Annotated in this window: 22 protein-coding genes; all 22 read left to right on the top strand. The window is 41.4% G+C overall.

The features are described from left to right. Window positions 1-100: 100 nt before the first annotated feature. Window positions 101-2,341 (top strand): DNA helicase PcrA, encoded by a 2,241-nt coding sequence (pcrA, locus tag HED61_RS11605; RefSeq protein WP_113849634.1) that lies wholly within the window; start codon window positions 101-103, stop codon window positions 2,339-2,341. Window positions 2,342-2,353: 12 nt separating this feature from the next. Continuing rightward, complete coding sequence (gene ligA, locus HED61_RS11600) at window positions 2,354-4,384, top strand: NAD-dependent DNA ligase LigA (RefSeq protein WP_103299797.1); 2,031 nt, start codon at window positions 2,354-2,356, stop codon at window positions 4,382-4,384. Next, window positions 4,374-5,471: a CamS family sex pheromone protein gene (locus HED61_RS11595; RefSeq protein WP_103299798.1), complete on the top strand. Its 1,098-nt coding sequence runs from the start codon at window positions 4,374-4,376 to the stop codon at window positions 5,469-5,471. The genes ligA and HED61_RS11595 overlap by 11 nt, the downstream gene beginning before the upstream one ends. Window positions 5,472-5,576: 105 nt before the next feature. Beyond that, window positions 5,577-5,882 carry an Asp-tRNA(Asn)/Glu-tRNA(Gln) amidotransferase subunit GatC gene (gene gatC / locus HED61_RS11590; RefSeq protein ID WP_003126448.1) on the top strand — a complete coding sequence of 102 codons (306 nt, stop codon included), beginning with the start codon at window positions 5,577-5,579 and terminating at the stop codon, window positions 5,880-5,882. Further along, a complete protein-coding gene (gene gatA / locus HED61_RS11585) occupies window positions 5,882-7,354 on the top strand; it encodes an Asp-tRNA(Asn)/Glu-tRNA(Gln) amidotransferase subunit GatA (RefSeq protein WP_003126450.1) in 1,473 nt (490 codons plus the stop codon). The genes gatC and gatA overlap by 1 nt, the downstream gene beginning before the upstream one ends. Then, the gene (gene gatB, locus HED61_RS11580) at window positions 7,351-8,781 is read left to right on the top strand and encodes an Asp-tRNA(Asn)/Glu-tRNA(Gln) amidotransferase subunit GatB (protein ID WP_003126451.1); all 1,431 of its coding nucleotides are present in this window, start codon (window positions 7,351-7,353) and stop codon (window positions 8,779-8,781) included. The genes gatA and gatB overlap by 4 nt, the downstream gene beginning before the upstream one ends. 10 nt (window positions 8,782-8,791) lie before the next feature. After that, window positions 8,792-9,826, top strand: a complete 1,035-nt coding sequence (locus HED61_RS11575; RefSeq protein ID WP_003126452.1) for a diacylglycerol kinase — start codon at window positions 8,792-8,794, stop codon at window positions 9,824-9,826. Between the two features lie 376 nt (window positions 9,827-10,202). Then, complete coding sequence (locus HED61_RS11570) at window positions 10,203-10,502, top strand: YlaN family protein (RefSeq protein ID WP_003126453.1); 300 nt, start codon at window positions 10,203-10,205, stop codon at window positions 10,500-10,502. A gap of 2 nt (window positions 10,503-10,504) precedes the next feature. Next, window positions 10,505-11,668 (top strand): FtsW/RodA/SpoVE family cell cycle protein, encoded by a 1,164-nt coding sequence (locus tag HED61_RS11565; protein ID WP_003126454.1) that lies wholly within the window; start codon window positions 10,505-10,507, stop codon window positions 11,666-11,668. Window positions 11,669-11,689: 21 nt separating this feature from the next. Next, window positions 11,690-15,118, top strand: a complete 3,429-nt coding sequence (locus HED61_RS11560; protein WP_219645039.1) for a pyruvate carboxylase — start codon at window positions 11,690-11,692, stop codon at window positions 15,116-15,118. A gap of 16 nt (window positions 15,119-15,134) precedes the next feature. Next, window positions 15,135-16,265: a CAP-associated domain-containing protein gene (locus tag HED61_RS11555; protein WP_003126457.1), complete on the top strand. Its 1,131-nt coding sequence runs from the start codon at window positions 15,135-15,137 to the stop codon at window positions 16,263-16,265. Next, window positions 16,255-16,698 (top strand): YlbF family regulator, encoded by a 444-nt coding sequence (locus HED61_RS11550; RefSeq protein ID WP_219645040.1) that lies wholly within the window; start codon window positions 16,255-16,257, stop codon window positions 16,696-16,698. Before HED61_RS11555 ends, HED61_RS11550 begins: the two co-directional genes overlap by 11 nt. Beyond that, window positions 16,670-17,017, top strand: coding sequence for a YlbG family protein (locus tag HED61_RS11545; RefSeq protein ID WP_003126468.1), 348 nt, complete (start codon window positions 16,670-16,672; stop codon window positions 17,015-17,017). Before HED61_RS11550 ends, HED61_RS11545 begins: the two co-directional genes overlap by 29 nt. A gap of 100 nt (window positions 17,018-17,117) precedes the next feature. Beyond that, complete coding sequence (gene rsmD, locus HED61_RS11540) at window positions 17,118-17,672, top strand: 16S rRNA (guanine(966)-N(2))-methyltransferase RsmD (protein ID WP_219645041.1); 555 nt, start codon at window positions 17,118-17,120, stop codon at window positions 17,670-17,672. A 1-nt stretch (window position 17,673) separates the two neighbouring features. After that, entirely contained in the window at window positions 17,674-18,168 is a 495-nt protein-coding gene (gene coaD, locus HED61_RS11535; RefSeq protein WP_003126473.1) for a pantetheine-phosphate adenylyltransferase, read from the top strand. Further along, complete coding sequence (locus HED61_RS11530; RefSeq protein ID WP_021149767.1) at window positions 18,158-19,201, top strand: SepM family pheromone-processing serine protease; 1,044 nt, start codon at window positions 18,158-18,160, stop codon at window positions 19,199-19,201. Before coaD ends, HED61_RS11530 begins: the two co-directional genes overlap by 11 nt. Window positions 19,202-19,411: 210 nt before the next feature. Then, a complete protein-coding gene (locus HED61_RS11525) occupies window positions 19,412-19,831 on the top strand; it encodes a DUF1149 family protein (RefSeq protein WP_005471385.1) in 420 nt (139 codons plus the stop codon). Window positions 19,832-19,836: 5 nt separating this feature from the next. Continuing rightward, on the top strand, window positions 19,837-20,208 hold the full coding sequence (locus tag HED61_RS11520) for a VOC family protein (RefSeq protein WP_103299805.1): 372 nt from the start codon (window positions 19,837-19,839) through the stop codon (window positions 20,206-20,208). Between the two features lie 268 nt (window positions 20,209-20,476). Beyond that, window positions 20,477-21,211 (top strand): metallophosphoesterase family protein, encoded by a 735-nt coding sequence (locus tag HED61_RS11515; RefSeq protein WP_138371996.1) that lies wholly within the window; start codon window positions 20,477-20,479, stop codon window positions 21,209-21,211. A 382-nt stretch (window positions 21,212-21,593) separates the two neighbouring features. Next, complete coding sequence (locus HED61_RS11510) at window positions 21,594-23,777, top strand: Tex family protein (RefSeq protein ID WP_219645042.1); 2,184 nt, start codon at window positions 21,594-21,596, stop codon at window positions 23,775-23,777. Then, on the top strand, window positions 23,774-24,214 hold the full coding sequence (locus HED61_RS11505; protein WP_176333557.1) for a SprT family protein: 441 nt from the start codon (window positions 23,774-23,776) through the stop codon (window positions 24,212-24,214). The genes HED61_RS11510 and HED61_RS11505 overlap by 4 nt, the downstream gene beginning before the upstream one ends. Before the next feature lie 138 nt (window positions 24,215-24,352). Further along, window positions 24,353-25,687: a UDP-N-acetylmuramate--L-alanine ligase gene (gene murC / locus HED61_RS11500; RefSeq protein ID WP_003126484.1), complete on the top strand. Its 1,335-nt coding sequence runs from the start codon at window positions 24,353-24,355 to the stop codon at window positions 25,685-25,687. The last annotated feature ends 105 nt before the right edge of the window (window positions 25,688-25,792 follow it).

The raw sequence follows: 25,792 nt of genomic DNA, 5'->3' as shown, positions 1-25,792 counted from the left end.
AAAAAAGAAAAATTTAGCAACTTTTCAAGGCGTTCGGTTTTCCCTACAATCGGATAATGCTATAATTGAATGGATTGAGAAAGAAAGGATGGTTAAAACCATGTCATCCAAAAATGAATTACTTGCGAATATGAATCCCCGGCAAAAAGAGGCCGTGATGCATACAGAAGGACCTCTGTTGTTAATGGCCGGAGCCGGTAGTGGCAAAACGCGGGTCTTAACCCATCGGATTGCTTATTTGATTGAAGAAAAAAACGTCAATCCTTGGAATATTCTAGCCATTACTTTTACGAATAAGGCGGCTAGAGAAATGAAAGAACGGGTGAATCAGCTTCTTGGATCTGGGGGAGAAGATGTTTGGGTCTCTACGTTTCACTCGATGTGTGTCCGGATTTTACGAAGAGATGTTGATCAGATCGGCTACTCTAGAAACTTTACGATCATTGATACCTCTGAACAAAACACTTTGATGAAACGAGTCTTAAAAGAGTTAAATATTGATCCAAAAAAATATGATCCGCGTTCCATTTTAGGAGCGATCTCCAATGCCAAAAATGAATTGTTGACTCCGGCAGATTATGAAAATCAACAAGGGAGCTTGTTTGAACAGATCGTAGGCCGCTGTTATGCGCTGTATCAAAAGGAATTACGAAATAATCAATGTATGGATTTTGATGATCTGATCATGAATACCATTCGCTTGTTTAAGGAAAATGAAGATGCACTGCAGTTTTATCAACGAAAATTTCACTATATCCATGTGGATGAATACCAAGATACGAATCATGCCCAATATACGCTTGTTAATTTATTAGCGGACCGCTTCAAAAATCTTTGTGTCGTGGGAGATGCGGATCAAAGTATCTATGGCTGGCGGGGTGCCAATATGCAAAATATTTTGGACTTCGAAAAAGATTATCCGGATGCAGCAGTGATTTTGTTGGAACAAAATTACCGCTCAACTCAGACGATTTTGAACGCTGCGAATCAAGTCATCAAAAACAACCGCAACCGTCCAGACAAAAATTTGTGGACTGAAAATAGAGCCGGTGAAAAAATCACTTACTATCGCGGGGATAGTGAACGAGATGAAGCTCGTTTTATAGTCAGTGAGATGCAAAAACAAATTGCAGATAAAGGACGTAAATTCGGCGATTTTGCTGTTTTGTATCGGACCAATGCTCAATCTCGGGTGATTGAAGAAATGCTATTAAAAGCAAACGTGCCTTATACAATGGTGGGCGGACGCAAATTCTATGATCGGAAAGAAATCCGTGATATCTTGGCTTATCTTTCGGCCATTGCTAACCCAAGCGATTCTCTAAGCCTAGAACGGATCATCAATGTGCCTAAACGTGGTATCGGGGCGACTTCTGTCGAAAAACTTCGTGAGTTTGCTTCGCTTCATGAATGGTCCATGTTAGAAGCTGCGATGAATGTCGATTTAGCCAATATCTCAGGCAAGGCCGGCAAAGAACTTGGTAGCTTCGGCATGATGATGGACCAGTTTGCCCAAATGATTCCTTATCTGTCAGTGACAGAACTGACGAAAGAAATTTTGGATAAAACAGGTTACAAACAAGATTTGATCAATCAGAACAATCTGGAATCACAATCCCGGCTGGAGAACTTGGAAGAGTTCTTAACAGTGACCCAAGAATTTGACAAACGCTTTGAGGCACAAAATGAAGATGATGCCGATGCGCCAGAAGAAAAATTGACTGTCTTCCTCAATGACCTCGCTTTACTTTCCGATGTTGATTCCTATGAAGAAGAAAGCAGTCAAGTGACATTAATGACATTGCATGCGGCAAAAGGATTGGAATTTCCTGTGGTCTTTTTGATTGGGCTAGAAGAGAACATCTTCCCGTTATCTCGAGCATTGATGGAAGAAAGCGAACTGGAAGAAGAACGTCGTTTGGCTTATGTGGGGATTACTCGTGCAGAAGAAGAGCTATTCTTGACAAACGCATTTTCTCGTACATTGTATGGACGCACTCAATACAATCGTCCTTCTCGATTTGTGGAAGAGATTGAACAAGATCTTCTGCAGTCACTGGGAGAAAGAACTCAGCCGAAAGGGGCAGCTGCTTCCTTTCAGCCTAAAGTTTTCAAACCAACGTATACCCAACCTCGTCAGTCCACTGTTTCGTCGAGACAAACCACGACTGCAGCCGGCAATCAATGGCAAGTGGGGGAAAAAGTCAACCATAAAAAATGGGGTGTCGGCACGATCGTTCGGACCACAGGGGCCGCCCAGGATCTAGAATTAGATGTCGCTTTTCCCCAACAAGGAGTAAAACGGCTGCTTGCAGCATTTGCTCCGATCGAAAAACTATAAGGAGGAATCGAAATGGCTGTGCCATCAACTGAAGTTCAACAACGAGCGGAAGAATTAAGAACCACTTTGAATCAATATGCCTATGAGTATTATGTGAAGGATCAGCCGTCTGTCGAAGATTACGTCTATGATCGACTTTATAAAGAACTTGTTCAATTAGAAACGGATTACCCGCAGCTGGTCACAGAAGATTCTCCTACTCAGCGAGTGGGTGGAATCGTTCTGCCTGGATTTGAAAAGGTCATCCATGATATTCCTCTGTACAGTTTGAATGATGTGTTTGATAAAGAAGAAATCATCGCTTTTGATGCGCGAGTCCAAAAAGCGCTAGGTCGTGCCGTTGATTATGTCTGTGAATTGAAGATCGATGGGCTATCAATCTCTTTGAAATATGAGAATGGACGGTTTGTGCGTGGTGCAACACGGGGTGACGGAACAGTCGGCGAGAATATTACGGAAAACTTGAAGACAGTCAAGTCAATTCCATTAAAATTGAAAGAACCTGTTTCATTAGAAGTCCGAGGCGAATGTTACATGCCTAAAGCTTCTTTCATCCGTTTGAATCAAGTACGGGAAGAAGAGGGCTTAGAGGTATTTGCCAATCCTCGAAATGCCGCAGCAGGAAGCTTGCGGCAACTGGATACACGGATTGCTGCCAGCCGTAATTTGAGCACATTCTTATATACTCTGGCAGATTTCGGTCCTATCGAGGCACACGATCAATTCTCAGCGCTTGATGAATTAGACAGTTTGGGTTTCCGGACAAATCATGAACGGCGTTTGTGCCGAACGATCGATGAAGTTTGGGCGTATATCGAAGAATTTCACGAAAAACGCAGTGAGCTGCCTTATGAAATCGATGGCGTTGTCATCAAAGTCAATGACTTCTCCGATCAAGATACACTAGGATTTACGGTTAAAGCTCCTCGGTGGGCGGCAGCTTATAAATTTCCACCCGAAGAAGCAGAAACGACCATTGAAGATATTGAATGGACAGTTGGACGCACAGGTGTTGTGACACCAACAGCGGTCATGACGCCGGTTCGAGTAGCTGGTACAACAGTAAGTCGTGCCAGCCTGCATAATGTCGATTATATTCGCGCCAAAGATATTCGCTTGAATGACTCTGTGATTATCTATAAAGCAGGAGACATCATTCCAGAAGTTGCCAACGTATTGACGGATAAGCGGTCAAAAGCCAGTGAGCCCTATCCGATTCCTACCCATTGTCCCATTTGCGACAGTGAATTGGTCCATTTAGATGAAGAGGTGGCACTGCGCTGCATCAATCCGAAGTGTCCTGCACAAATGAAAGAAGGATTGAGTCATTTTGTTTCCCGAAATGCTATGAATATTGAAGGGTTAGGCCCACGAGTTCTTGAACAAATGTATGAAAAGCACTTAGTTGCTGATGTTGCAGACCTATATTATTTGACGGAAGAACAATTGTTGACATTAGACAAAATCAAAGAAAAATCGGCAAACAATATTTTGTCAGCAATCGAAGCCAGTAAAGAAAATTCCGTTGAGCGTTTGATATTTGGCTTAGGGATTCGCCATGTCGGATCTAAAGCAGCAAGAATTCTTGCGGAACATTATCGCAATCTGCGTAATCTAAGTAAAGCGGATGAGTCGGAGATCGTTTCTTTAGAAACGATTGGGCAAACCATCGCGGATAGTGTTGTCACTTATTTCAACAACGAAGAAGTCCATGATCTTTTAGATGAGTTGGAGAAAGCAGGGGTCAATTTTGATTACCTTGGTTTAAAAAATGAGGAGCTCTCGGCTATTGACTCACCCTTTAAAGGTAAGACAGTTGTCTTAACAGGAAAGTTGACTCATTTCACTCGGGAAGAAGCAAAGGAAAGAATTGAGAACCTTGGCGGCAAAGTGACGGGAAGTGTCTCAAAGAAAACAGATATCGTCGTAGCGGGAGAAGAGGCTGGTAGTAAATTGACGAAAGCGCAAAGCTTGGGCATTACAGTTTGGGAAGAGAATCAAATGGTGGCAGCGATTGAAGGGAGCCATAACCATGAAGATTAAACACTTCTTGATCGTCGCGATGTCGTTAAGCTTTTTGTCAGGTTGCGGCAATCTCAACAAAGGAATCACGAATATCAACGAAGGTGAAGAGACGGCCAGCGGTAATATTACCACTGGCCGTGTCGATAATTCAGTCTATCAGGCAGTCATGACAGACGGCAAGTACCAACCGAGTGCTGCTAGAGGATTGAATGCAGAGCAAATGAACAGCGGGTTCAATCAAACCAATTTTGAGAATGGCTTGCTGAGGCTGTCCAAGCAGACTTTTTCTGTCGATACGTGCTACTTTCAAGAAGGTCAAAAAATTCCTGCTGATACGATCAAGAATTGGCTGAAACGTGTCTCTGATGATAACCCGCAAGGTCTTAACCCTGCCGGTTCAGATCAGCCGCTTATTTTTCAACAATTGATGGAGCAAGATTTTATTAAAGAAGACGGCAAAACATTGGCAGGTATTAGTTTAGGCTTTGCCTTTAATACCGTCTACTATGGCAGCGACGAGACCATTTCTATCTCTCGTGATGAGTGGATGGCAAACGCGCGGAAGACAGTCAATGCTGTTTTGACACAAGTAAGAAAAATCAAAGGGTTGGAGACTATACCTATCGTGATCGGTTTATTCGAACAAGCTGCTAAAGATGATATCGCCGGAGGCAATTATGTTTATCAAGCAGTCAGCCAAGATGGAGGAACAACTATCGATCAGTATGAGAAAGTAGCAGAGGCCCACATTATTTTACCTGTAGCTGCGGGGGTCACCAATGCTGCCACCGATGATGGTTTGGATAATAAGTTCAAAACATTTCGTGATGCTGTCATTAGTTTCTTTCCTGACTTGAGTGGTGTGACCGGCAATGCGTATTACGTAGATGATCAACTCCAAAAACTTGTTTTGAAAGTCGAGTCGAATTATTACAGTAAAACCGAGATCACCAGTTTTGTTCAGTATAGCGCAAAGCAAGTCGAATCTGTCTTCAAAGGAGTTCCTGGCGAGATCGAAGTCCAAGTTGGCTCTCTAGGGAAACAGCAAGCTTTTATTGCCCGTAAAGATGGGGCAGAAAAAATCGAGACCTACATTTTCAATTAAGTATGATAATTTTCAAAATGTATTTCATGATTTGCTGGAAAAGTGATACAATACATTGGAAAAACGTAAACGTATTTTTATGGATGCGAGAAAGAGGAGGATTTTATGGCGATAAGCGAAGAACAAGTCAAACACGTTGCCAAGCTAGCAAAATTATCATTCTCAGATGATGAATTACATGAGTTTACCTCTCAGCTAGGAAAAATTATTGATATGGTAGAAACCTTAGAGGAAGTAGACACAGAAGGTGTGCCATTTACATCAAACGTTGCTGAAACAATCAATGTGATGCGTGAAGATATCGCAGCAGAAGGCTGGAACCGACAAGAATTGATGCGTAATGTGCCGGAATCAGAAGATGGTTTCATTAAAGTACCAGCAATTATTGATAATGGGGAGGCCGGTGCGTAATGACAGAATTAGTAAGTAAAAGTTTGGAAGAGCTCCATGGCATGCTTGTTTCCAAAGAAATTTCAGCTGTCGATTTGACAGCAGAGACATTCGAGCAAATCAAAGCGACTGAACCAAAAGTGGATTCTTTTATTACATTGAACGAGTCAAACGCGATGGCATTAGCCAAAGCAATTGATGAGAAGGGTATTTCTGAAAGCAATGTTTTGGCAGGGATTCCGATTGGGATCAAAGACAATATCGTGACCAAAGACCTACTGACTACAGCTGCATCTAAGATCTTGGCTAACTTTGAACCAATATATGATGCAACTGTGATGGAAAAAGTCTACCAAGCAGACATGATACCAGTCGGTAAATTGAACATGGATGAATTTGCCATGGGAGCAAGTACGGAAACTTCCTACTTCAAAAAAACAAAGAATGCGTGGGATCATACCAAAGTTCCTGGCGGTTCTTCTGGTGGTTCTGCAGCTGCAGTAGCTGCTGGGCAAGTACCAGTCTCATTAGGGAGTGACACAGGTGGTTCGATCCGGCAGCCTGCTTCTTTCAATGGAATCGTAGGAATGAAACCAACATATGGTCGTGTTTCACGTTTTGGTCTGATTGCGTTTGCTTCTTCATTGGATCAAATCGGACCAATGACTCGTTCAGTAAAAGATAATGCACTGGCATTGTCTGCCATTAGTGGATTTGACGCCAAAGACAGCACTTCTGCTGGAGTAGCAGTACCAGATTTTGCTGCAGGGTTAACTGGCGATATCAAAGGTATGAAAGTTGCGCTGCCAAAAGAATATATGGGTGAGGGGATTCAACCTGGTGTCCGTGAAGCTGTGTTGAAAGCGGCAGAAACATTCCGAGCATTAGGAGCAACAGTCGAAGAAGTCAGCTTGCCTCATTCTAAATATGGCGTTTCCGTTTATTATATTATTGCCTCTTCTGAAGCAAGCTCTAACTTGCAACGTTTTGACGGAATCCGTTATGGCTACCGTTCAGAAAACGTAAAAAATCTAGACGATGTGTATGTCAATTCTCGTAGTGAAGGATTCGGAGAAGAAGTAAAACGCCGGATCATGTTAGGGACATTCTCATTAAGTGCTGGATATTATGATGCTTACTTCAAAAAGGCTGGACAAGTCCGTACATTGATCAAACAAGATTTTGACAAAGTATTTGCAGATTACGATTTGATTATTGGTCCTGCATCTCCAACCGTTGCTTTTGGACTAGGTGAAAATATCAATGATCCAATCACAATGTACATGAATGATATCTTAACGATTCCAGTCAATTTGGCTGGATTGCCAGGTATGTCTGTACCAGCAGGATTTTCTGAAGGATTACCAGTCGGTTTGCAAATCATTGGTAAACATTTTGATGAAGCAACGATGTATCAAGCGGCTTATGCGTTTGAACAAGCAACTGATTTTCATACGAAAAAACCAGTGATTTTAGGAGGGAATAACGCATGAACTTCGAAACAGTCATTGGGCTTGAAGTCCACGTAGAATTAAAAACCAACTCAAAAATCTTTTCACCGGCGCCAGCACATTTTGGTGCCGAGCCAAATAGCAATACGAATGTGATTGACTGGGGTTATCCAGGGGTATTACCGGTGATGAATAAAGCCGCGTTAGAATTTGGGATGAAAGCAGCACTAGCGTTAAACTGTGAAATTTCCAAAGATACTCATTTCGACCGCAAAAACTATTTCTATCCGGATAATCCGAAAGCCTATCAAATTTCTCAATTTGACCAACCAATCGGTCATGATGGTTGGATCGAGATCGAAGTAGCAGGCAAAAAGAAAAAAATCCGTATTGAGCGGGTTCATCTTGAAGAAGATGCTGGGAAAAATATGCATGGCATCGGCGGCTATTCCTATGTGGATTTAAATCGTCAGGGCACGCCGTTGATCGAGATCGTTTCTGAAGCAGATATGCGCTCGCCAGAAGAAGCCTATGCTTATTTGGAAGCTTTGCGCTCTATCATCCAATTTACAGAAGTATCTGATGTGAAGATGGAAGAAGGATCCATGCGTTGTGATGCCAATATCTCTTTACGTCCTTATGGTCAAGAAGCTTTTGGTACCAAAACCGAATTGAAAAACCTAAACTCTATGTCCTTTGTCAAAAAAGGCTTGGCTTTCGAAGAAAAACGCCAAGCAAAAGTATTGCTTTCTGGCGGTGAGATCCAACAAGAAACACGTCGTTTTGATGAAACCACTAATAAGACAATCTTGATGCGGGTCAAAGAAGGATCATCTGATTACCGTTATTTCCCAGAACCAGATATTCCTAAATTTGTTATCGATGACGAATGGATCGAACGAGTACGGCAAACATTGCCAGAACTTCCACAAAAACGCCGCCAACGGTACATCAACGAACTTGGATTGCCAGAATACGACGCAATGGTCTTGACACTGACCAAAGAAATGTCCGACTTCTTTGAAGCAACCATCGATGCTGGGGCAGAACCAAAACAAGCATCAAACTGGTTGATGGGTGAAGTTTCGGCCTACTTGAACAGTGAAAAATTGGAATTAGAAGAAACCAAATTAACGCCGGATAATCTTGCAGGAATGATCCAACTGATTGCTGATGGAACGATCAGTTCTAAGATTGCGAAAAAAGTCTTTAAAGAATTGATCACCAATGGCGGCGATGCCAAAGAAGTTGTCAAAGCGAAAGGATTGATCCAACTATCCGATCCAGCACAACTTCTGCCAATGATCAATGAAGTCTTAGATAAGAATCAACAATCTGTTGATGACTTCAAGAACGGAAAAGACCGAGCAGTTGGGTTCTTAGTTGGTCAAATCATGAAAGCAACTAAAGGACAAGCGAACCCTGGCGTTGTGAACAAATTACTTCAAGAAGAATTAGCAAAACGATAAGAGGCGGAATATGAAAAGAGCCAGAGTCATTTATAATCCAACATCAGGAAAAGAACTGATTCGTAAACATCTTGCCGATATATTAGAAGTCTTAGAGAAAGCCGGTTATGAAGCCAGTGCTTTTGCGACGACTGCTCTCCCATTCTCTGCTCGCGATGAAGCGAGTAGGGCAGGGAGAGCCGGATTTGATCTGGTTGTTGCAGCCGGAGGCGACGGAACCATTAATGAGGTAGTTAATGGTATCGCTCCGCTAAAAAAGCGCCCCAAAATGGCGATCATCCCAGGCGGAACAACCAATGATTATGCTCGTGCATTGAAGATTCCTAGAAACGATGTGAAGGCTGCTGCAGAAGTCATTCTCAAGGAACAAACGATCAAAATGGATATTGGAAAAACTGATCGGGATTATTTTATCAATATCGCTGCAGGTGGACACCTGACTGAGTTGACCTATGATGTTCCTTCAGAGTTGAAGAGTGTGTTCGGTTATTTGGCATATCTTGCAAAAGGCGCAGAATTGTTGCCGCGAGTCAAACCAATCAAGATGCACTTTAAATATGACGATGGAGAATATATTGGCGGCGCTTCGATGTTCTTCCTAGGATTGACGAATTCAGTGGGAGGTTTTGAACAAATCGCCCCGGATGCGAAACTTGACGATGGGAAATTTTCGCTGATCATAGTGAAAACGGCAAATATTTTTGAGATCGTTCATCTGATTGCATTGATGATGAACGGTGGCAAACATATCAATGACCGACGCTTGATCTATACAAAAACGTCTCGTTTAGAAGTCGATGCGCCAGATGCAAAAGATCGTTTGATGATCAATTTAGATGGTGAATACGGCGGCGATGCCCCGATGATCTTTACCAACTTGCATAATCATATTGAATTTTTTGCTAACCTAGATCAAATTCCAGATGACGCAGTTGTTGGAGAATCTTACGAAGAACTTAGTCAGGGATTCATCAAAGAAGTCGAACGGTTATCAGATGAGGACATCAACGGTGATGGCTTTATCGGTGAAAAGCAGAAACAGTAGTAATCAAAAGAACATGAAGCGGTGCGCTTCCTGTTCTTTTTTTGAAAGGAAAAAAGAACATGTGGACAATTCCACTTCTTTTTTTTCAATAAAGGCTGCTGGATCAATCTTTTGTCTTTTTCCTTATTAAGAGAATCGCAAAGAATGTTTCACAATTGGTTCGTGTTTCACGATTTACAAAGCAAAGCGGAACCCAATGAAACAGAAAAAAACGAATGAAAATACTTCTTTTTTTTATATCAGTCGATAATTCGCTTTTTTTGTTAGCAAAAAAAAATTTATGTTCGTTATTTACGGTTGAATTTATGGCATCCTACTGTGCCAAATCGGTATAGAATATGCTATAATAATGAAACTAAGAAATGGGGGGACCAGAATGGCGCAGATTGATTCAGAAATGGCATTGAATCTGCTTTTAGAGGATGCCGAACGAATCAAACGATTGATTCGCAATCAAGAAAATAGTTTGTGTATTGCTCAGTGTAAAGCATTCGAGGAAGTCGTTGACACACAAATGTATGGCTTATCACGACAAGTCGCTTTCGCAACACGCTTGGGTATTGTAGACAATGCTGCTGGCCAACAATTGATGGCAGATCTGGAAAAAGACCTAAATCAATTGTATAGCGAAGTATATGAAGAACAAAAATCTACTGAAATCGGCAAGGAGGCATAATCTTGCCAGAAAAAGTTAAAAAAAGACACCTTTTAGACTATAGCATTTTAATACCTTACCTTATTTTATGCGTAACTGGTTTGATGATGGTTTACAGTTCGACCTCATATGTCGCAATGACAGCAAAGCCACCGACTACTTCAGCAGCTTATGTGATCAATCAAGCCGTTTTTTGGGTGGTAAGTTTGATTATGATCACGATCATGTACAAGATGAAAACTGATGTCTTTCGCAATAAGAAGTTTGTCCAAATTGCCATGATCGTTATTTTCTTTCTTTTGATCGCCGCCTTTTTCTTCCAAAAAAGGAATGGTGCATGGGGCTGGCTCTCGATTGCAGGATTCTCTGTTCAGCCAGCGGAGTACTTAAAGTTTATTATCATTTGGTTCTTGTCGGTCACATTCTCTTATCGCCAAGAGGGCATCCAGCAAGACTTCTGGGGTTCTGTGAGAAGACCAATGGCGATCGTATTGGCTTATACGGTGATTTTGGCCTTCTATCCCGATTTCGGGAACGCTGTTATTATTTTCATGCTGGCTTTTGTGGTTTTGCTGGCTAGCGGATTAAACTATGTGTATACCCTGATATTAGGTGGGGCCACAGTTCTCTTTAGTTTTTTGGCGATTACTTTTGTCAATTTGACAGGTGGGAAATTTCTGCCTGAATATATCTACAATCGATTTGCCGCTTTCACCAATCCTTTTGCCGATGAATTTGATACAGGACATCAAATGGTCAATGGATATTATGCCATGTTCAATGGCGGATTATTTGGTCGCGGATTAGGAAATAGTATTCAAAAACGAGGCTTCTTGAATGAAGCCCATACCGATTATATTTTTTCAATCGTGATGGAAGAACTTGGCTTGATTCCCTCAATCGTTTTGTTGGGGATTCTCTTTTATATGGTAGGAAGAATGTTTTTGATTGGCATTCGATCAAGAGATTCCTTCAATTCCATGATGTGTATTGGGATCGGGACATTATTTATGTCACAGATCTTTATCAATTTAGGTGGGATCACCGGCTTGATTCCGTTAACGGGGATCACTTTTCCTTTTTTGAGTCAAGGAGGATCAAGTTTGTTAATGTTGTCGATTTGTATCGGCTTTATTTTGAACATTAGTGCAGAAGAAAAGAGGAAACAATATAGTTTGAATTATTGATCAATGGAATGGAGTGGTATGATGAAAAAAGTATTAGTCGCTAATCGTGGAGAAATCGCGATTCGAGTTTTCCGTGCGTGTGCAGAGTTGGGCATCAAAACAGTGGGGATCTACGCTGCAGAAGATGAATATTCAGTCCATCGTTTTAAAGCGGATGAAGCGTATCTTGTCGGAAAAGGCAAGCGCCCCATTGAAGCCTATCTGGACATAGAAGATATTATTCGCACCGCGAAAAAGGCCGGTGCCGAAGCGATTCATCCCGGTTACGGATTTTTATCCGAGAATTTAGCGTTTGCGCAACGCTGTGAAGAAGAAGGCTTGATTTTTATTGGACCTTCGACACACCATCTGGATATCTTTGGCGATAAAATCAAAGCCAAAACAGCTGCAATCGAGGCTGGTATCCAATCCATTCCAGGTTCCGACGGACCCGTCAACACTATTGATGACGTTTTGCTGTTTGCTGAAACCCATGGTTATCCAATCATGATCAAAGCAGCCTTAGGCGGTGGTGGCCGCGGCATGCGGGTCGCTCACGATGAGAAAGAAGCCCGTGAAGGTTACGAACGAGCGAAAAGCGAAGCGAAAGCGGCATTTGGTAGTGATGAAGTCTATGTAGAGAAATACATCAGTAATCCAAAACATATCGAAGTGCAAATATTGGGGGACAGTCATGGCAATGTTGTCCATCTATTTGAAAGAGATTGTTCTGTCCAACGTCGACACCAAAAAGTGGTGGAAGTCGCTCCATGTGTATCAATGAATGCTGCCCAACGAGAAAAAATTTGTCAAGCTGCGGTACAGTTGATGAAACATGTCGGGTATATCAATGCGGGAACCGTAGAGTTTTTGGTAGAAGGAGACAACTTTTACTTTATCGAAGTGAATCCTCGGGTTCAAGTAGAGCATACCATTACTGAAATGATCACTAACTTGGACATTGTAACGACACAAATTTTGATTGCTCAAGGGAAAGACTTGCACAAAGAAATCGGTATCCCGCAACAAAAGGATATCCACTTTGAAGGGGTTGCGATCCAGTGTCGTGTAACGACAGAAGATCCTGCCAATAACTTTATGCCTGATACTGGAAAAATCGATACTTATCGTTCACCTGGTGGTTTTGGCGTTCGGCTAGATGTTGGTAATGCCTATGCTGGCGCCGTTGTAACTCCCTATTTTGATTCATTGCTGGTAAAAGTTTGTACCCATGCAGCGACATTTGATCAAGCGATTCAAAAAATGATGCGCTGCTTGAAAGAATTTCGGGTTCGTGGAGTCAAAACCAATATTCTCTTTATGCGTAATGTTGTTTCTCATCCGCAATTTCGTTCTGGCGAAGCGAAAACGACATTTATTGATAATACTCCTGAATTGTTTGAGTTTCCTCGCATTCGCGACCGCGGAAATAAAACAATGAAATATATCGGTGAGATTACGATCAATGGCTTTCCGGGAATCGAGAAACAGAAAAAACCATTTTATAATGATCCAAGAATCCCGCAACAGATCGAGACATTGCCTGATTTCGTATCGGCTAAAACCATTTTAGATACTCAAGGTGCTGATGGTGTCATTCGTTGGATCAATCAGCAAAAAAATGTTTTACTAACGGATACGACTTTCCGTGATGCGCATCAAAGCTTGCTGGCTACACGAGTTCGCACCCAGGACTTCAAGAAGATCGCTGCGTTGACAGAAGAGGGGATTCCTCAATTATTCTCCAGTGAAATGTGGGGCGGAGCAACGTTTGATGTTGCTTACCGTTTCTTGACAGAAGATCCATGGGAACGGCTGCGTATGTTTCGTAAGAAAATGCCGAACACATTGTTACAAATGCTGTTTCGAGGATCAAATGCGGTGGGATATTCAAATTATCCAGATAATGTGTTAGAAGAATTTATCAAAGAATCTGCTGCGCAAGGAATCGATGTCTTCCGAATTTTTGATAGCTTGAACTGGGTTCCGCAAATGGAAAAAAGCATCCAAGCAGTAAGGGACGCAGGCAAAATTGCAGAAGCAGCGATCTGTTATACCGGAGATATTAATGATCCGATTCGTCAAAAATACTCGATCGATTATTATAAGGATATGGCCAAGGAGTTGCAAAATCTTGGTGCACATATCATTGCGATCAAGGATATGGCAGGATTGCTGAAACCACAAGCGGCGTATCGCTTGATCAGTGAACTGAAAGCGAGTATAGATGTACCAATTCATCTGCACACCCACGACACAAGTGGCAATGGCATCATCACTTACTCTGCCGCAACCAAAGCGGGTGTCGATATTGTCGATGTTGCTATGTCTGCAGTCAGTGGAGCAACTAGCCAGCCAAGTATGAGTAGCCTTTACTATGCGTTAGTCAACGGCGAACGTTGTCCAGAAATTAATGTCGATAATATCCAGCAGTTGAATCATTACTGGGAAGATGTGCGTATGTATTACCATCCTTTCGAGAATGGGTTGAATGCTCCTCAGACAGAAGTGTATAAACACGAGATGCCTGGTGGTCAATATTCGAACCTGCAACAACAAGCAAAAGCAGTGGGACTTGGGGAAAAATGGGACGAAATCAAAGAAGTTTATCATGAAGTCAATATGATGTTCGGTGATATCGTCAAAGTCACGCCATCATCAAAAGTGGTTGGCGATATGGCTCTTTTCATGGTACAAAACGGGTTATCTGAACAAGACATTTATGATAAAGGTGAAACCTTAAGTTTTCCAGAATCAGTCGTTACTTTCTTCCAAGGTGAACTAGGTCAACCAGTCGGCGGTTTTCCAAAAGAATTACAACGGATCATTCTGAAAGGTCGGCCAGCATTCACAGAACGTCCTGGTGCGTTTGCTGAACCAGTAGATTTTGAAAAAGTCAAAGCCGAATTAGCAGAAAAGATCGGCTACCAGCCTAAAACAGAAGAAGTATTGAGCTATTTGATGTATCCGCAAGTCTTTTTAGACTACCGAAAAGCATATGAACAGTTTGCCGACGTCAAGGTCCTAGATACACCAACATTCTTTAATGGGATGCGATTAGGTGAAACGATCAATGTTGAACTTGAAAAAGGGAAAATCTTGATCATCCGCTTGGATGAAATCGGCGAACCAGATATTGAAGGCAACCGCACGTTGTTCTTTAACTTGAATGGACAACGTCGGGAGATCTTAGTCAAAGATTATTCGATCATCAGCTCCGTTCAAACAAAACGCAAAGCTGAGCCAACAAATAAAGAACAAATTGGTGCAACGATGTCAGGTTCTGTTCTACAAGTATTAGTCAAAAAAGGGGATCGGGTAGCGAAAGGACAAACCGTTCTAGTAACTGAAGCGATGAAGATGGAAACAGCGATCGAAGCTCGTTTCTCAGGTGTGGTAGAACACGTCTATGTTGCAGAAGGAGAAGCTATCACATCAGGTGATTTGCTGATCGAAATCAAAGAGAAGTAGGAAGTAGGTCTTGAAGATGAAACGTAGAGGAATTTTATTTTGCTGCTTGTTTATTTTGGCGCTGGTCGTCGTCTATCTGCAGCCAGTATTTTTTCAGCGGGTTTCTCCTTCAAGACCTCTTTTTGATAATCCTGTAAAAGCGCCTACCAATTTGAATTATGAACCAATCAAAGCAGATGGCTTAGCAAAAGCGATCGGTGAACCTCTTTCTGATTTTGAAGAAGATTTTGGCTCGCCGATACGCACGTATCGCACAGGATATGACTTTGAAGTTCGCGTATATAATCACCTAGATGATCAACAATATCTCGAAATCAACACCGACGGCGAAAGTGTTCAGGCAATCAAAGTGATTGGCCAGGGCGGCGCATCCTTAGCCCCATTTTCGATTGGGATGACAATGACAGATCTTACAGAGCTTACGATGATCTATCCGAATTTTACATTGAGTCAAAATGATCGTTCAGTGAGTTTTGAACTTATGGAACAAGATATGAACTATCGTCCCTTAGTGGCGTTTGACAATGGCACTTTCGCGGTTTTGTTTTTTGATCAAAAGACATCGGAATTAGCAGCAGTCACTTATCTGGATCAAACGACATTATTGAAGCTGTCTCCTTATCAATTAACAGAAGGGGAGCTGCCGCTGTTTCAAGAGTCTCAAACAGTGAACCAAGAAACAGCTGCTCTTGAAAAAGAAACGTTAGCTTTTGTGATCATCCAAAAAATGCGTGATCAAAAAGAGCTGGAAAGTTTTGGGATGGCTTTAGATACTCATAGTGAAGCCAAAGATCTCCTTCAAGAAATCACGGAGAATCTTTCGGATCACTTAACATCTCAACGGATTCATGCCTATCAAAAAGCATTGACAGCAGAACGAACCAGCACCTTCACTCTGACCCAAGAAGAATGGCAGGATATTTTAAAGGAAAAGGAAATTTCAACCGTTTCTTCCATCTTTGAAGCACCTGTCTACGATCCGACATTTACGATTTTATCATGGTATAGTGATCCTTCGGTTTACAATGTTTTATCGAATCAAACCCCTGAGAAGATAGGAATTGCTTTTTCTAAAGCAAATATGGTAGTCTTAATCCAAGAAGATGAGAATGAACACACAGAGGATAGCACATCAGATGATTTATAATGACCATTTATATGCAATTGAAGACCAAATTGAGCAATTAATTTCCAGTATCAAGAACAGTCAGTTGTTTCGCTCTTATTGTTACAACAAGAAGGCGATGTACCAAGACCAAGAAGTATTGGGATTAATTGATTCATTTGTACATAAAAAGACCGATTTTGAAAAAATAGCTGCTTATGGCACGTTTGCTCCCGGGTATAAAGAACAGCAGCGGGCATTACGCAAAGCCAAAAGGGCACTTGATTTGAATTCTCAAGTCGGAGAATTTCGACACAGTGAAAACCAGCTGCAAGTCTTGCTTGATGAGATCACAGTGTCGATTGCTGATTGTTTCTCAGAGGAAGTCAAAGTGGACGCTGGAAGTCCTTTTTTTCAATCGAAATCAACATGTGGAGGAAGTTGTCATGCAAGAGGAGACGAAAGAAACGTTTGAGATCCAAAAACGACGGGGATTGATCGTATGGGTCTATAGTTTACGCCAATTAAAAAATTTACGCAGATTCGGATTTGTCCATTATGTGTCACGCAAAATGAAATATGTGGTCATGTACTTGAATGAAGAAGACTATGAAATGAAAAAAAATAAAATCGAACAATTTCATTTCGTACGGCAAGTGGAACCTTCATATCGACCAGATGTTGAGATGAATTTTGCGGAAAAAATCGGCACTGACGCAGCATATCAAGTGAGTGATGATGGATTTGATGTGGAAGAAAAAAATACGACGATTCGACTGGCAGAAAATGTATAACAAAAGTTTGGGTGCCAATCGCACCCATTTTTGTTGCTCAAAAAGATGACGGTCACTGGAATACTTTTTAAGAAATTATGGAACCTTTGGAGGAACGCATATGCGTGTTGTTGCAGGAGATTATCGAGGAAGAAAATTGAAGAGCTTAAGCGGGGATAATACCCGACCAACCACCGATAAAGTGAAAGAATCGATTTTTAATATGATTGGTCCTTATTTAGATGGCGGCTTAGTATTGGATTTATTTGCGGGCAGTGGCGGATTAGCTATTGAAGCTGTTTCTCGCGGCGCCGCACATGCCATCTGTGTCGATCGCAGTTATCCAGCGATTAAGATTATTCGAGAAAATATTGGCATCACAAAGGAGCCCGAAAAGTTTACTGTTTTAAAAATGGATGCCAAACAAGCCCTAAAAGAATTTGTGAGCACTCAACAGCAGTTCGACTATATTTTTTTGGATCCTCCTTATGCGAAGCAAGAGCTGGTTTTGCAGCTGGAACAAATGGTACAAGCAGATCTTATGGCAACTCATGCGGTCATTGTTTGCGAAACAGCAAAAGAAGTGGATTTGCCAGAGAGGATTGGCACATTGGTCCAAAGTAGACGGCAGGTTTATGGGATTACGGCAGTCACGATTTATAGAAATGAGGGATAAGATGAAGAGAATAGCATTATTTCCGGGCAGTTTCGACCCATTGACTGCTGGTCACGTAGATCTGATCGAACGGGGAGCTTCCCTTTTTGATGAATTGATCATTGGTGTCTTTGTGAATACTAGTAAAGTCAACTTCTTTACCGGTGGCGAAAAAGTGGAATTGATCACTGAGGCACTAGCGCATGTCCCGAATGTTCGCGTTGTTGCGCAAGAGACGGAATTGACCGTTACGGCTGCCAAAAAAATGGGTGCCCAATTTTTACTGCGAGGAATTCGGAGTGTCAAGGATTATGAGTACGAACGAGATATCATGGAAATGAATCACCACTTAGATCCGACGCTCGAAACAGTCTTTTTATTGGCAAATGCCAAATACAGTTATATTAGTTCAAGTTTGCTAAAAGAAATCTTGCATTTCGGTGGCGATGTGGAAGCCTATTTACCACCAAATATTTACCAAGCAATCGTAAAGAAGCGTGATGCTCATGAATCTTAAATCAACCGTTAAATATACCTTATTACTTGTTGCAGCATTAGTAGTTGCCGCCTGTGCCTTTTTACCAATCCCTTATTATATTGAACAGCCTGGGGCAACGATCAATTTGAAAGAACTAATTACAGTCAATGACCAAAAAGATCAAAACGATGGCTCGTTTTCATTGACCAGTGTCGGTATTCGGCAGGCAACCGTTTTTACGGCAATTGGCAGTAAATTTAATCAATTTCAAGACTTGGTTTCTGAAGAAGAACTTTTTGGCGGTGCAACGGATGAAGAGTACAATCGGATCCAACGTTACTACATGGAATCCTCTCAAAATAGTGCCATTGAGCAAGCACTGAAGCTAGCAGATATTCCCTACACAATGAACTATAAAGGTGTTTATGTTATGGGTGTAGAATCCAACTCTAGCTTCAAAGGAAAAATTTCTGTTGGTGATACAGTAGTAGCTGTCAATGGAAAACGATTTGACAACAGTCAAGATTTTATTGATTATGTTCAAAGTCAAAAAGTCGGTGATAAGATCCAAGTGACGTATCTCCAAGATGATGTAGAAAAAGAAGCAACCGGATCGCTGATTGAATTGCCATCGAATAAAAAAGCCGGCATCGGCATTTCGTTAGTTGACCATACGGAAATTAGTTCAGATCAAGATATTGTTATTGATGCAGGAAATATCGGTGGGCCATCAGCAGGCTTGATGTTCACATTAGAAATCTACGAACAATTGACGCAGCAAAACCTGCGTAAAGGGCATAATATTGCCGGTACTGGAACGATTTCCAGTGACGGAACCGTTGGCCGCATTGGTGGTATCGATAAAAAAGTAGCAAGCGCAAGTGAAAGTGGTGTAGAAATCTTTTTTGCACCAGAGGATGAAATCACGAAGGAAGAAAAAGAAGTTGATCCTTCGATCAAAACAAATTATCAAGAAGCTTTAGCAGCTGCGAAGAAACTAGGGACTGACATGAAGATTGTACCAGTCTCAAATGTGCAAGACGCACTAGATTATCTCAAAACGCTTAAATAAAAAATTTTACTTAACGAAATAGAAGCAAGAACCCATCAGATAGAAAAACAATTTATCAAGTCAAGATTGTATCCTAACGATCCAATTGTAACGACGGAACAAGTTTTCTAGCATGGAGGAGATCTTGCTTCTTTTTGTCTGGATTTTTTTAATGAAGGTAGGCTGGATGTCATCGGTATGCTATACTTTTAATCAAGGAGTGTGAAGACTGTGGAAATCAAACGACAACAACCAATCGTCGAAGCTTATCATTTCGATATGAAGCCTAAAGACAAAGAAATGGAAACCAAATTGAATGTTGGCTTTGCCCCGTTGAAGGTACAAGATGAAGAGTATATGAAACAAAATAGTATTATTGGCGCCCGCTTGGAATTTCAACTCGTTTTTCCTGAATATGTGCTGTCCGGTCGGGTAGGGCAGGTCAACCACATCTTGAACCGGCAAGTCCGTTCAGGTGAAGACTTAAGCAAAGCGGAGACAGACCGCTTAGTGGAGCCGCTGTTTGATATTATCAAACGCTTAACCTATGAAGTAACAGAAATCATTACCGACAAACCAGGTCTGCAATTGAATTTCAATACGTCAAATGAAGCCTCAGAAACATCAGAATCATCAACAACAGAGGAGTGAGAGATATGTTTGCGAATCAAATGCAGATCATGTTATATGTAGAGGACGTGCCCAAATCCGTTGCGTTTTGGCAATCATTGGGATTTGAAATCATTGATGAGCAAACGGCAGATGGGACTTCTGTCGTTGAAATAGCACCAAGCAGAGAATCAGATGCTCGTTTTGTGCTTTATGATAAAGGCTTTATTGAAGCCCATTCTCCTGAAGTAGCATTGAACTCACCATCGATCATGTTTTTTTCAGAAGATATCACAACGCTTTACAAGAAATTACTAGATACAAATGTAGAAGTTGGCGACCTGATCCAGATGGAAGAACGAATGGTCTTTAATTTTGCAGATCCAGATGGTAATTACTTTGCTGTTTCTGGAAAATAAAAAAAAGAGAATTCCCAGTACTTAACTGGAGAATTCTCTTTTTTTTATTCAATCAATTAACGTTCAAAATTCAAACTATTTCTTACCATGTGCAGCGATAGCTCCTGTATCAAAAGCTTCTCGCATGTCTTTTTTAAAATGGATCCATTGTTGATGCAGCCAATTCATCTTCTCGCTCCTTTAGTTGGTTTTATTATAAGGAAAGGGCTAACAGTTGTAAAGTTTCGCTGGCTTTTTTATAATAATTTAAAGAAGGGGATGAACCCAAATGAAAAAACTCATTTACGTCATTAGTGATATCCACGGGATGTATGATCTTTTTAAAAAACTTTTATTGGATTACGATCCATCACTGCATCAGCTTGTTCTGATTGGGGACTTGAATGATCGAGGGCCACGAAGTAAAGAGTGTCTCTTGTTGGGTAAACAATTGGTGGAAGAGACAGGAGCGATTTATTTGCGCGGGAACCATGAAGAATATTTTCTGCAATTTTTGAACGCACCAGAAGACTGGTATTCCGCTTATGTCCGCAATGGAGGCAAGGAGACGATGGAAAGTCTTTTACATCCGGGAGCAACAGAAGAGTACTCGCCAACTGAGATTGCATTAATGATCCGGAGTCGCTACCGTGACTTAGTGGCGTTTTTGATGGCAAGGCCGCTTTCTTATGAATGGCAAAAATATCTTTTTGTTCATGCTGGTGTTGATTTGACCAAGAGGCATTGGCAGGATACTTCTGACCATGATTTTATCTGGATCCGAGAGCCATTTCATACTGGAGAAAATCATACGGGAAAAACAATCGTCTTTGGGCATACCATCACACCCATGCTTCATGGTGACATGGAAACAACGGATTTATGGTTTCATGATAATAAGATTGGTATCGATGGAGGGGCAGTTTTTGGTGGTTCTGTTCACGGCGTGATTTTTGATGAAGACGGCATTGTACAAGATATTGAATACCAAAATTTAACTGGCCCTTGGCATCCAGACTTTTAAAAAACTCTTCTAATCATAGAGGAATCTATGTGTCATTATGACTATTGGGTCTAAAGGTCCTTGGAAAAAGATAGGGTATACAAACTATTTCCAAACAGATTAGTTAAGATGGATCCGCATAGTAAAAAGGAAACATCCATGCTTGGTAATAACTAAGGCTTTCGAGGACGTTGAAGAAAGATTTTGAATGTAGATGACACTTCCTGCTGATGATTCAGCGGAAGTGTTTTTTGCTGGTTTATACCTTGAGCTTTAATTTCGCACCTCATGTTCTGTATGTTCTATTTTTAGCCTGTTACTTACGTCTCTTTTCTGAGGTGTCTTTTTTATGTTAAACTTTTTATGTTAAACTTAGAGCAGTTAAATTGAAAGGTGAACGAATATGGCAGAATTAAATCATGATGTGTTGCACTTACTAATGCAGGAAACCACATCTTACAATCAACGACAAATCACGAAAGTACTGGAACTGCTCCATGAAGGAAACACCGTTCCGTTTATCGCTCGCTACCGCAAAGAAATGACTAGCGGTTTAGATGAGGTACAAATTCGTGAAATTGAAGAGCGCTATCAATATCTGGAGAATTTGGAAAAACGCAAGCAAGAAGTTGCTCGGTTGATCGACGAACAAGGAAAATTGACTAGTGAATTGGCGCAATCGATTCAGCAAGCAACAAAAATGCAGCAGGTCGAAGATCTTTATCGTCCTTACAAACAAAAACGGCGTACGAAAGCAACTATTGCAAAAGAAAATGGCTTGCAGCCGTTAGCTGACTGGATAGCGGCATTTCCAACAACAGGAGATGTCTATGCAAAAGCGGCAGAATTTACCAATGAAGCCATCCCTGACCCTGAATCTGCGTTACAAGGTGCCCACGAGATCATTGCTGAAACCATTGGTGATGAGCCGATCTATCGTTCTTGGATCAGAAGTTATTTTGCAAATAAGGGAAGTTACACGAGTACACTTCGCGATGCTGAAAAGGATGAGAAAGGTGTTTATGAAATGTATTACGATTTTCAGCACCCCATCAATAAAATGGTTTCTCATCGTATTTTGGCAACGAATCGCGGTGAAAAAGAAGATGTTTTAAAGGTTGCCTTAGTTGTCGATGAGTCAAAAATCACTGATTATTTTGAACGGCAACTCATTAAGCTCGCCAATTCACCAGCAACTCCATTTGTTCGTGAGGCTTATCTTGATGCTTATAAACGATTCATTGCACCATCGATTGAGCGGGAAATCCGCAATGAATTAACAGAGAAAGCAGATGAACAAGCAATTGCCATCTTCGGTGTAAACTTGCGAAATCTTTTGCTGCAGCCACCTTTAAAAGGAAAAATCGTCTTAGGGTTTGACCCGGCTTACCGAACAGGTTGTAAATTAGCTGTGATTGATGAAACTGGGAAAGTATTAGCCATCGAAGTTATTTACCCTCATAAACCGGCACCGATGAATAAACGCCAAGCAGCTGGTCCAGCACTGCAACGTTTGATCAATCGATACGGTGTCCAAATGATCGCTATTGGGAATGGGACGGCAAGTCGTGAATCAGAACAATTCGTTGCCGAACAATTGAAACAAATCGATCATGAAGCATTTTATGTGATTGTGAATGAAGCGGGTGCATCCGTGTATTCCGCCAGCCCAATCGCCCGTCAAGAATTTCCGGATCTACAAGTGGAAGAACGCAGCGCCATTAGTATCGGGCGTCGACTCCAAGATCCTTTAGCTGAACTGGTCAAAATCGATCCTCAATCTGTAGGGGTTGGTCAATACCAGCACGATGTTTCACAAAAACGATTGAGTGACCAACTTGATTTTGTGGTCGAAACTGCCGTCAACCAAGTAGGGGTCGATGTCAATACTGCTAGTCCTCAACTGCTGCAGCATGTCTCAGGATTGAATAAAACGACTGCACAAAATATTGTTGCTTACAGAGAAGAAAACGGTAGCTTCACGCAAAGAAGCCAATTAAAAAAGGTGCCTCGTTTAGGACCTAAAGCTTATGAACAAGCGATTGGATTTTTGCGGATCCCTGGTGGGAAGAATATTTTAGACAACACTGGAATCCATCCGGAAAGTTATACTGCAGCCAAAGAAATTTTAGAAGTTGCTGGAGTTAAACTAACTCAACTAGGAGCCCAATCAGCAGAAGCCAAAGAACGACTTGCACAGTTAAATGTTGCTGATCTTTCTAAACAACTAGCGATCGGAAAAGAAACGATCACAGATATCTTGAAATCACTGATGCAACCTGGAAGAGATATGCGAGATGAGATGCCGGCACCATTATTGCGTAAAGATGTCCTGAGCATGGAAGACCTTAAACCAGGAATGGAATTGATGGGAACTGTCCGGAATGTGATTGACTTTGGTGCGTTTGTTGATATTGGTGTCAAACAAGATGGTTTGGTTCATTTATCAAAATTAAGCCGAAATTTTGTCAAGCATCCGAAAGACGTTGTCGCTGTCGGAGATATCGTTACTGTCTGGATTGAACAAGTCGATACCACGAAAGGCCGAATCAGCCTGACAATGGTTGATCCAACACACGGAAAATGACCACCAAAGAATTGCAGCAGCTCGTTGAAAAAGTTTCTCTAGAATCGTTTGGCAAACCATTTCAACATGAGGCGTATTTCAATGGGCGGCTAAAGACCACCGGTGGACGTTATCACTTAAGCGATCATCATTTAGATTTCAATCCGCATTTATTAGCTGAATTTGGTGTAGATACATTCATTCAAATCATCAAGCATGAGTTGTGTCACTATCATCTGCATTTAGCTGGCAAAGGCTACCGACACCGAGATCCAGAATTCAAAGCTCTTTTGGCAGCTACTGGTGGACTTCGTTATGCCCCAAGTATGATGAAAAATGCGAAGCATCAGTACCAGTGTCAACAATGTGGAGCTGTGATCAAGCGAACGAGAAGGCTGAACACTAAACGTTTTGGCTGTGGAAAGTGCCGCGGACGCTTGAAAGAAATAGCGATTTGAGCAAAAAGTCAAGCCCAAAAACAAAACTCGTTGCTATTTTTTTCATTTTGTATGATAATGTAGGACGTGCAACAAATCTAAATGTTAATAAACATGCGTTTATTGTAATGTGAACTTGAGAAAAGAGGATTTTAAAAAATGGAAAATCAAGACAAAGTATATCATTTTGTTGGAATCAAAGGTTCCGGCATGAGTTCATTGGCTTTGGTTCTGCATGAAAAGGGCTATCATGTACAAGGTTCAGATGTGGAAGAGTACTTCTTTACACAGCGTGATCTGGAAAAAGCCGGAATCACATTACTGCCTTTCGATAAAGAGAATATTCAGCCAGAAATGGTGATTATCCAAGGAAATGCCTTTCCGGATACCCACGAAGAAATCCTTCGTGCGAAGGAATTAGGGTTAGAAATTACGCGTTACCATGATTTTATTGGTAAATTCATCCAACCTTACACAAGTATTGCAGTCACTGGTTCTCATGGTAAAACCAGTACGACAGGTCTATTGTCCCATGTGTTGAGCGGTGTTCGTCCAACTAGTTTTCTGATTGGCGATGGAACAGGTCATGGAGACCCTAACGCAGAGTTCTTCTCATTTGAAGCCTGTGAATATCGTCGTCATTTTTTAGCGTATTCTCCAGATTATGCGATCATGACGAATATCGATTTTGATCACCCTGATTATTATCAATCGATCGACGATGTTTTCTCAGCTTTTCAATCGATGGCCAAGCAAGTCAAAAAAGGAATCTTTGCGTTTGGTGACGATGCCTATTTAAGAAAATTAGAAGCAGATGTACCGATCTATTATTATGGTGTGAATGATGATGATGATGTACAAGCAAAAAACATTCAGCGTACAACGACAGGTTCTGAGTTCGATGTCTATATCCATAATGAAAACATCGGTCATTTCGTGTTACCGGCATTTGGCCAACATAATATCAACAACGCTTTAGGGGTCATTGCAGTAGCCTATAAAGAAGGGCTGGATATGACAGAAGTTGCGGAAGAAATGTTGTCATTTCCTGGTGTTAAACGTCGTTTCAGTGAGAAGAAAGTCGCTGATATGACAATCGTTGATGATTATGCTCATCATCCGGCAGAAATCAGAGCAACAATTGACGGCGCACGCCAAAAATACCCTGAAAAAGAAATTATCGCTGTTTTCCAACCCCATACCTTTACCCGAACGATTGCATTGATGGACGAATTCGCAGAGGCATTGGATCTAGCCGATAGCGTTTATCTATGCGATATCTTTGGCTCGGCTCGGGAATCTCGCGGCGATGTGAAAATTGAAGATCTTGGGAACAAGATTCAAAAGGGTGGACAAGTGATCAAAGAAGAGAATGTGTCACCATTATTGGATCATCAAGATGCTGTGATCATTTTCATGGGTGCCGGGGACGTACAAAAGTTTGAATCAGCCTATGAAAAGTTGTTGAGTAATACGACTCGAAACGTGTTATAAAAAATACGGAGCGATGACCAAATCAAATCACCCGAGCAGATCAACGAAACAAATGATATCTCATTTGCACTGGCTGTCAACAGAACTATGATACAAAATCAACCA

Source organism: Enterococcus gallinarum, from assembly GCF_021496385.1.
Taxonomy (GTDB): domain Bacteria; phylum Bacillota; class Bacilli; order Lactobacillales; family Enterococcaceae; genus Enterococcus_D; species Enterococcus_D gallinarum.
Note: the sequence above shows the minus strand (reverse complement) of the source record. Positions and strands in the feature narration are given on the sequence as shown.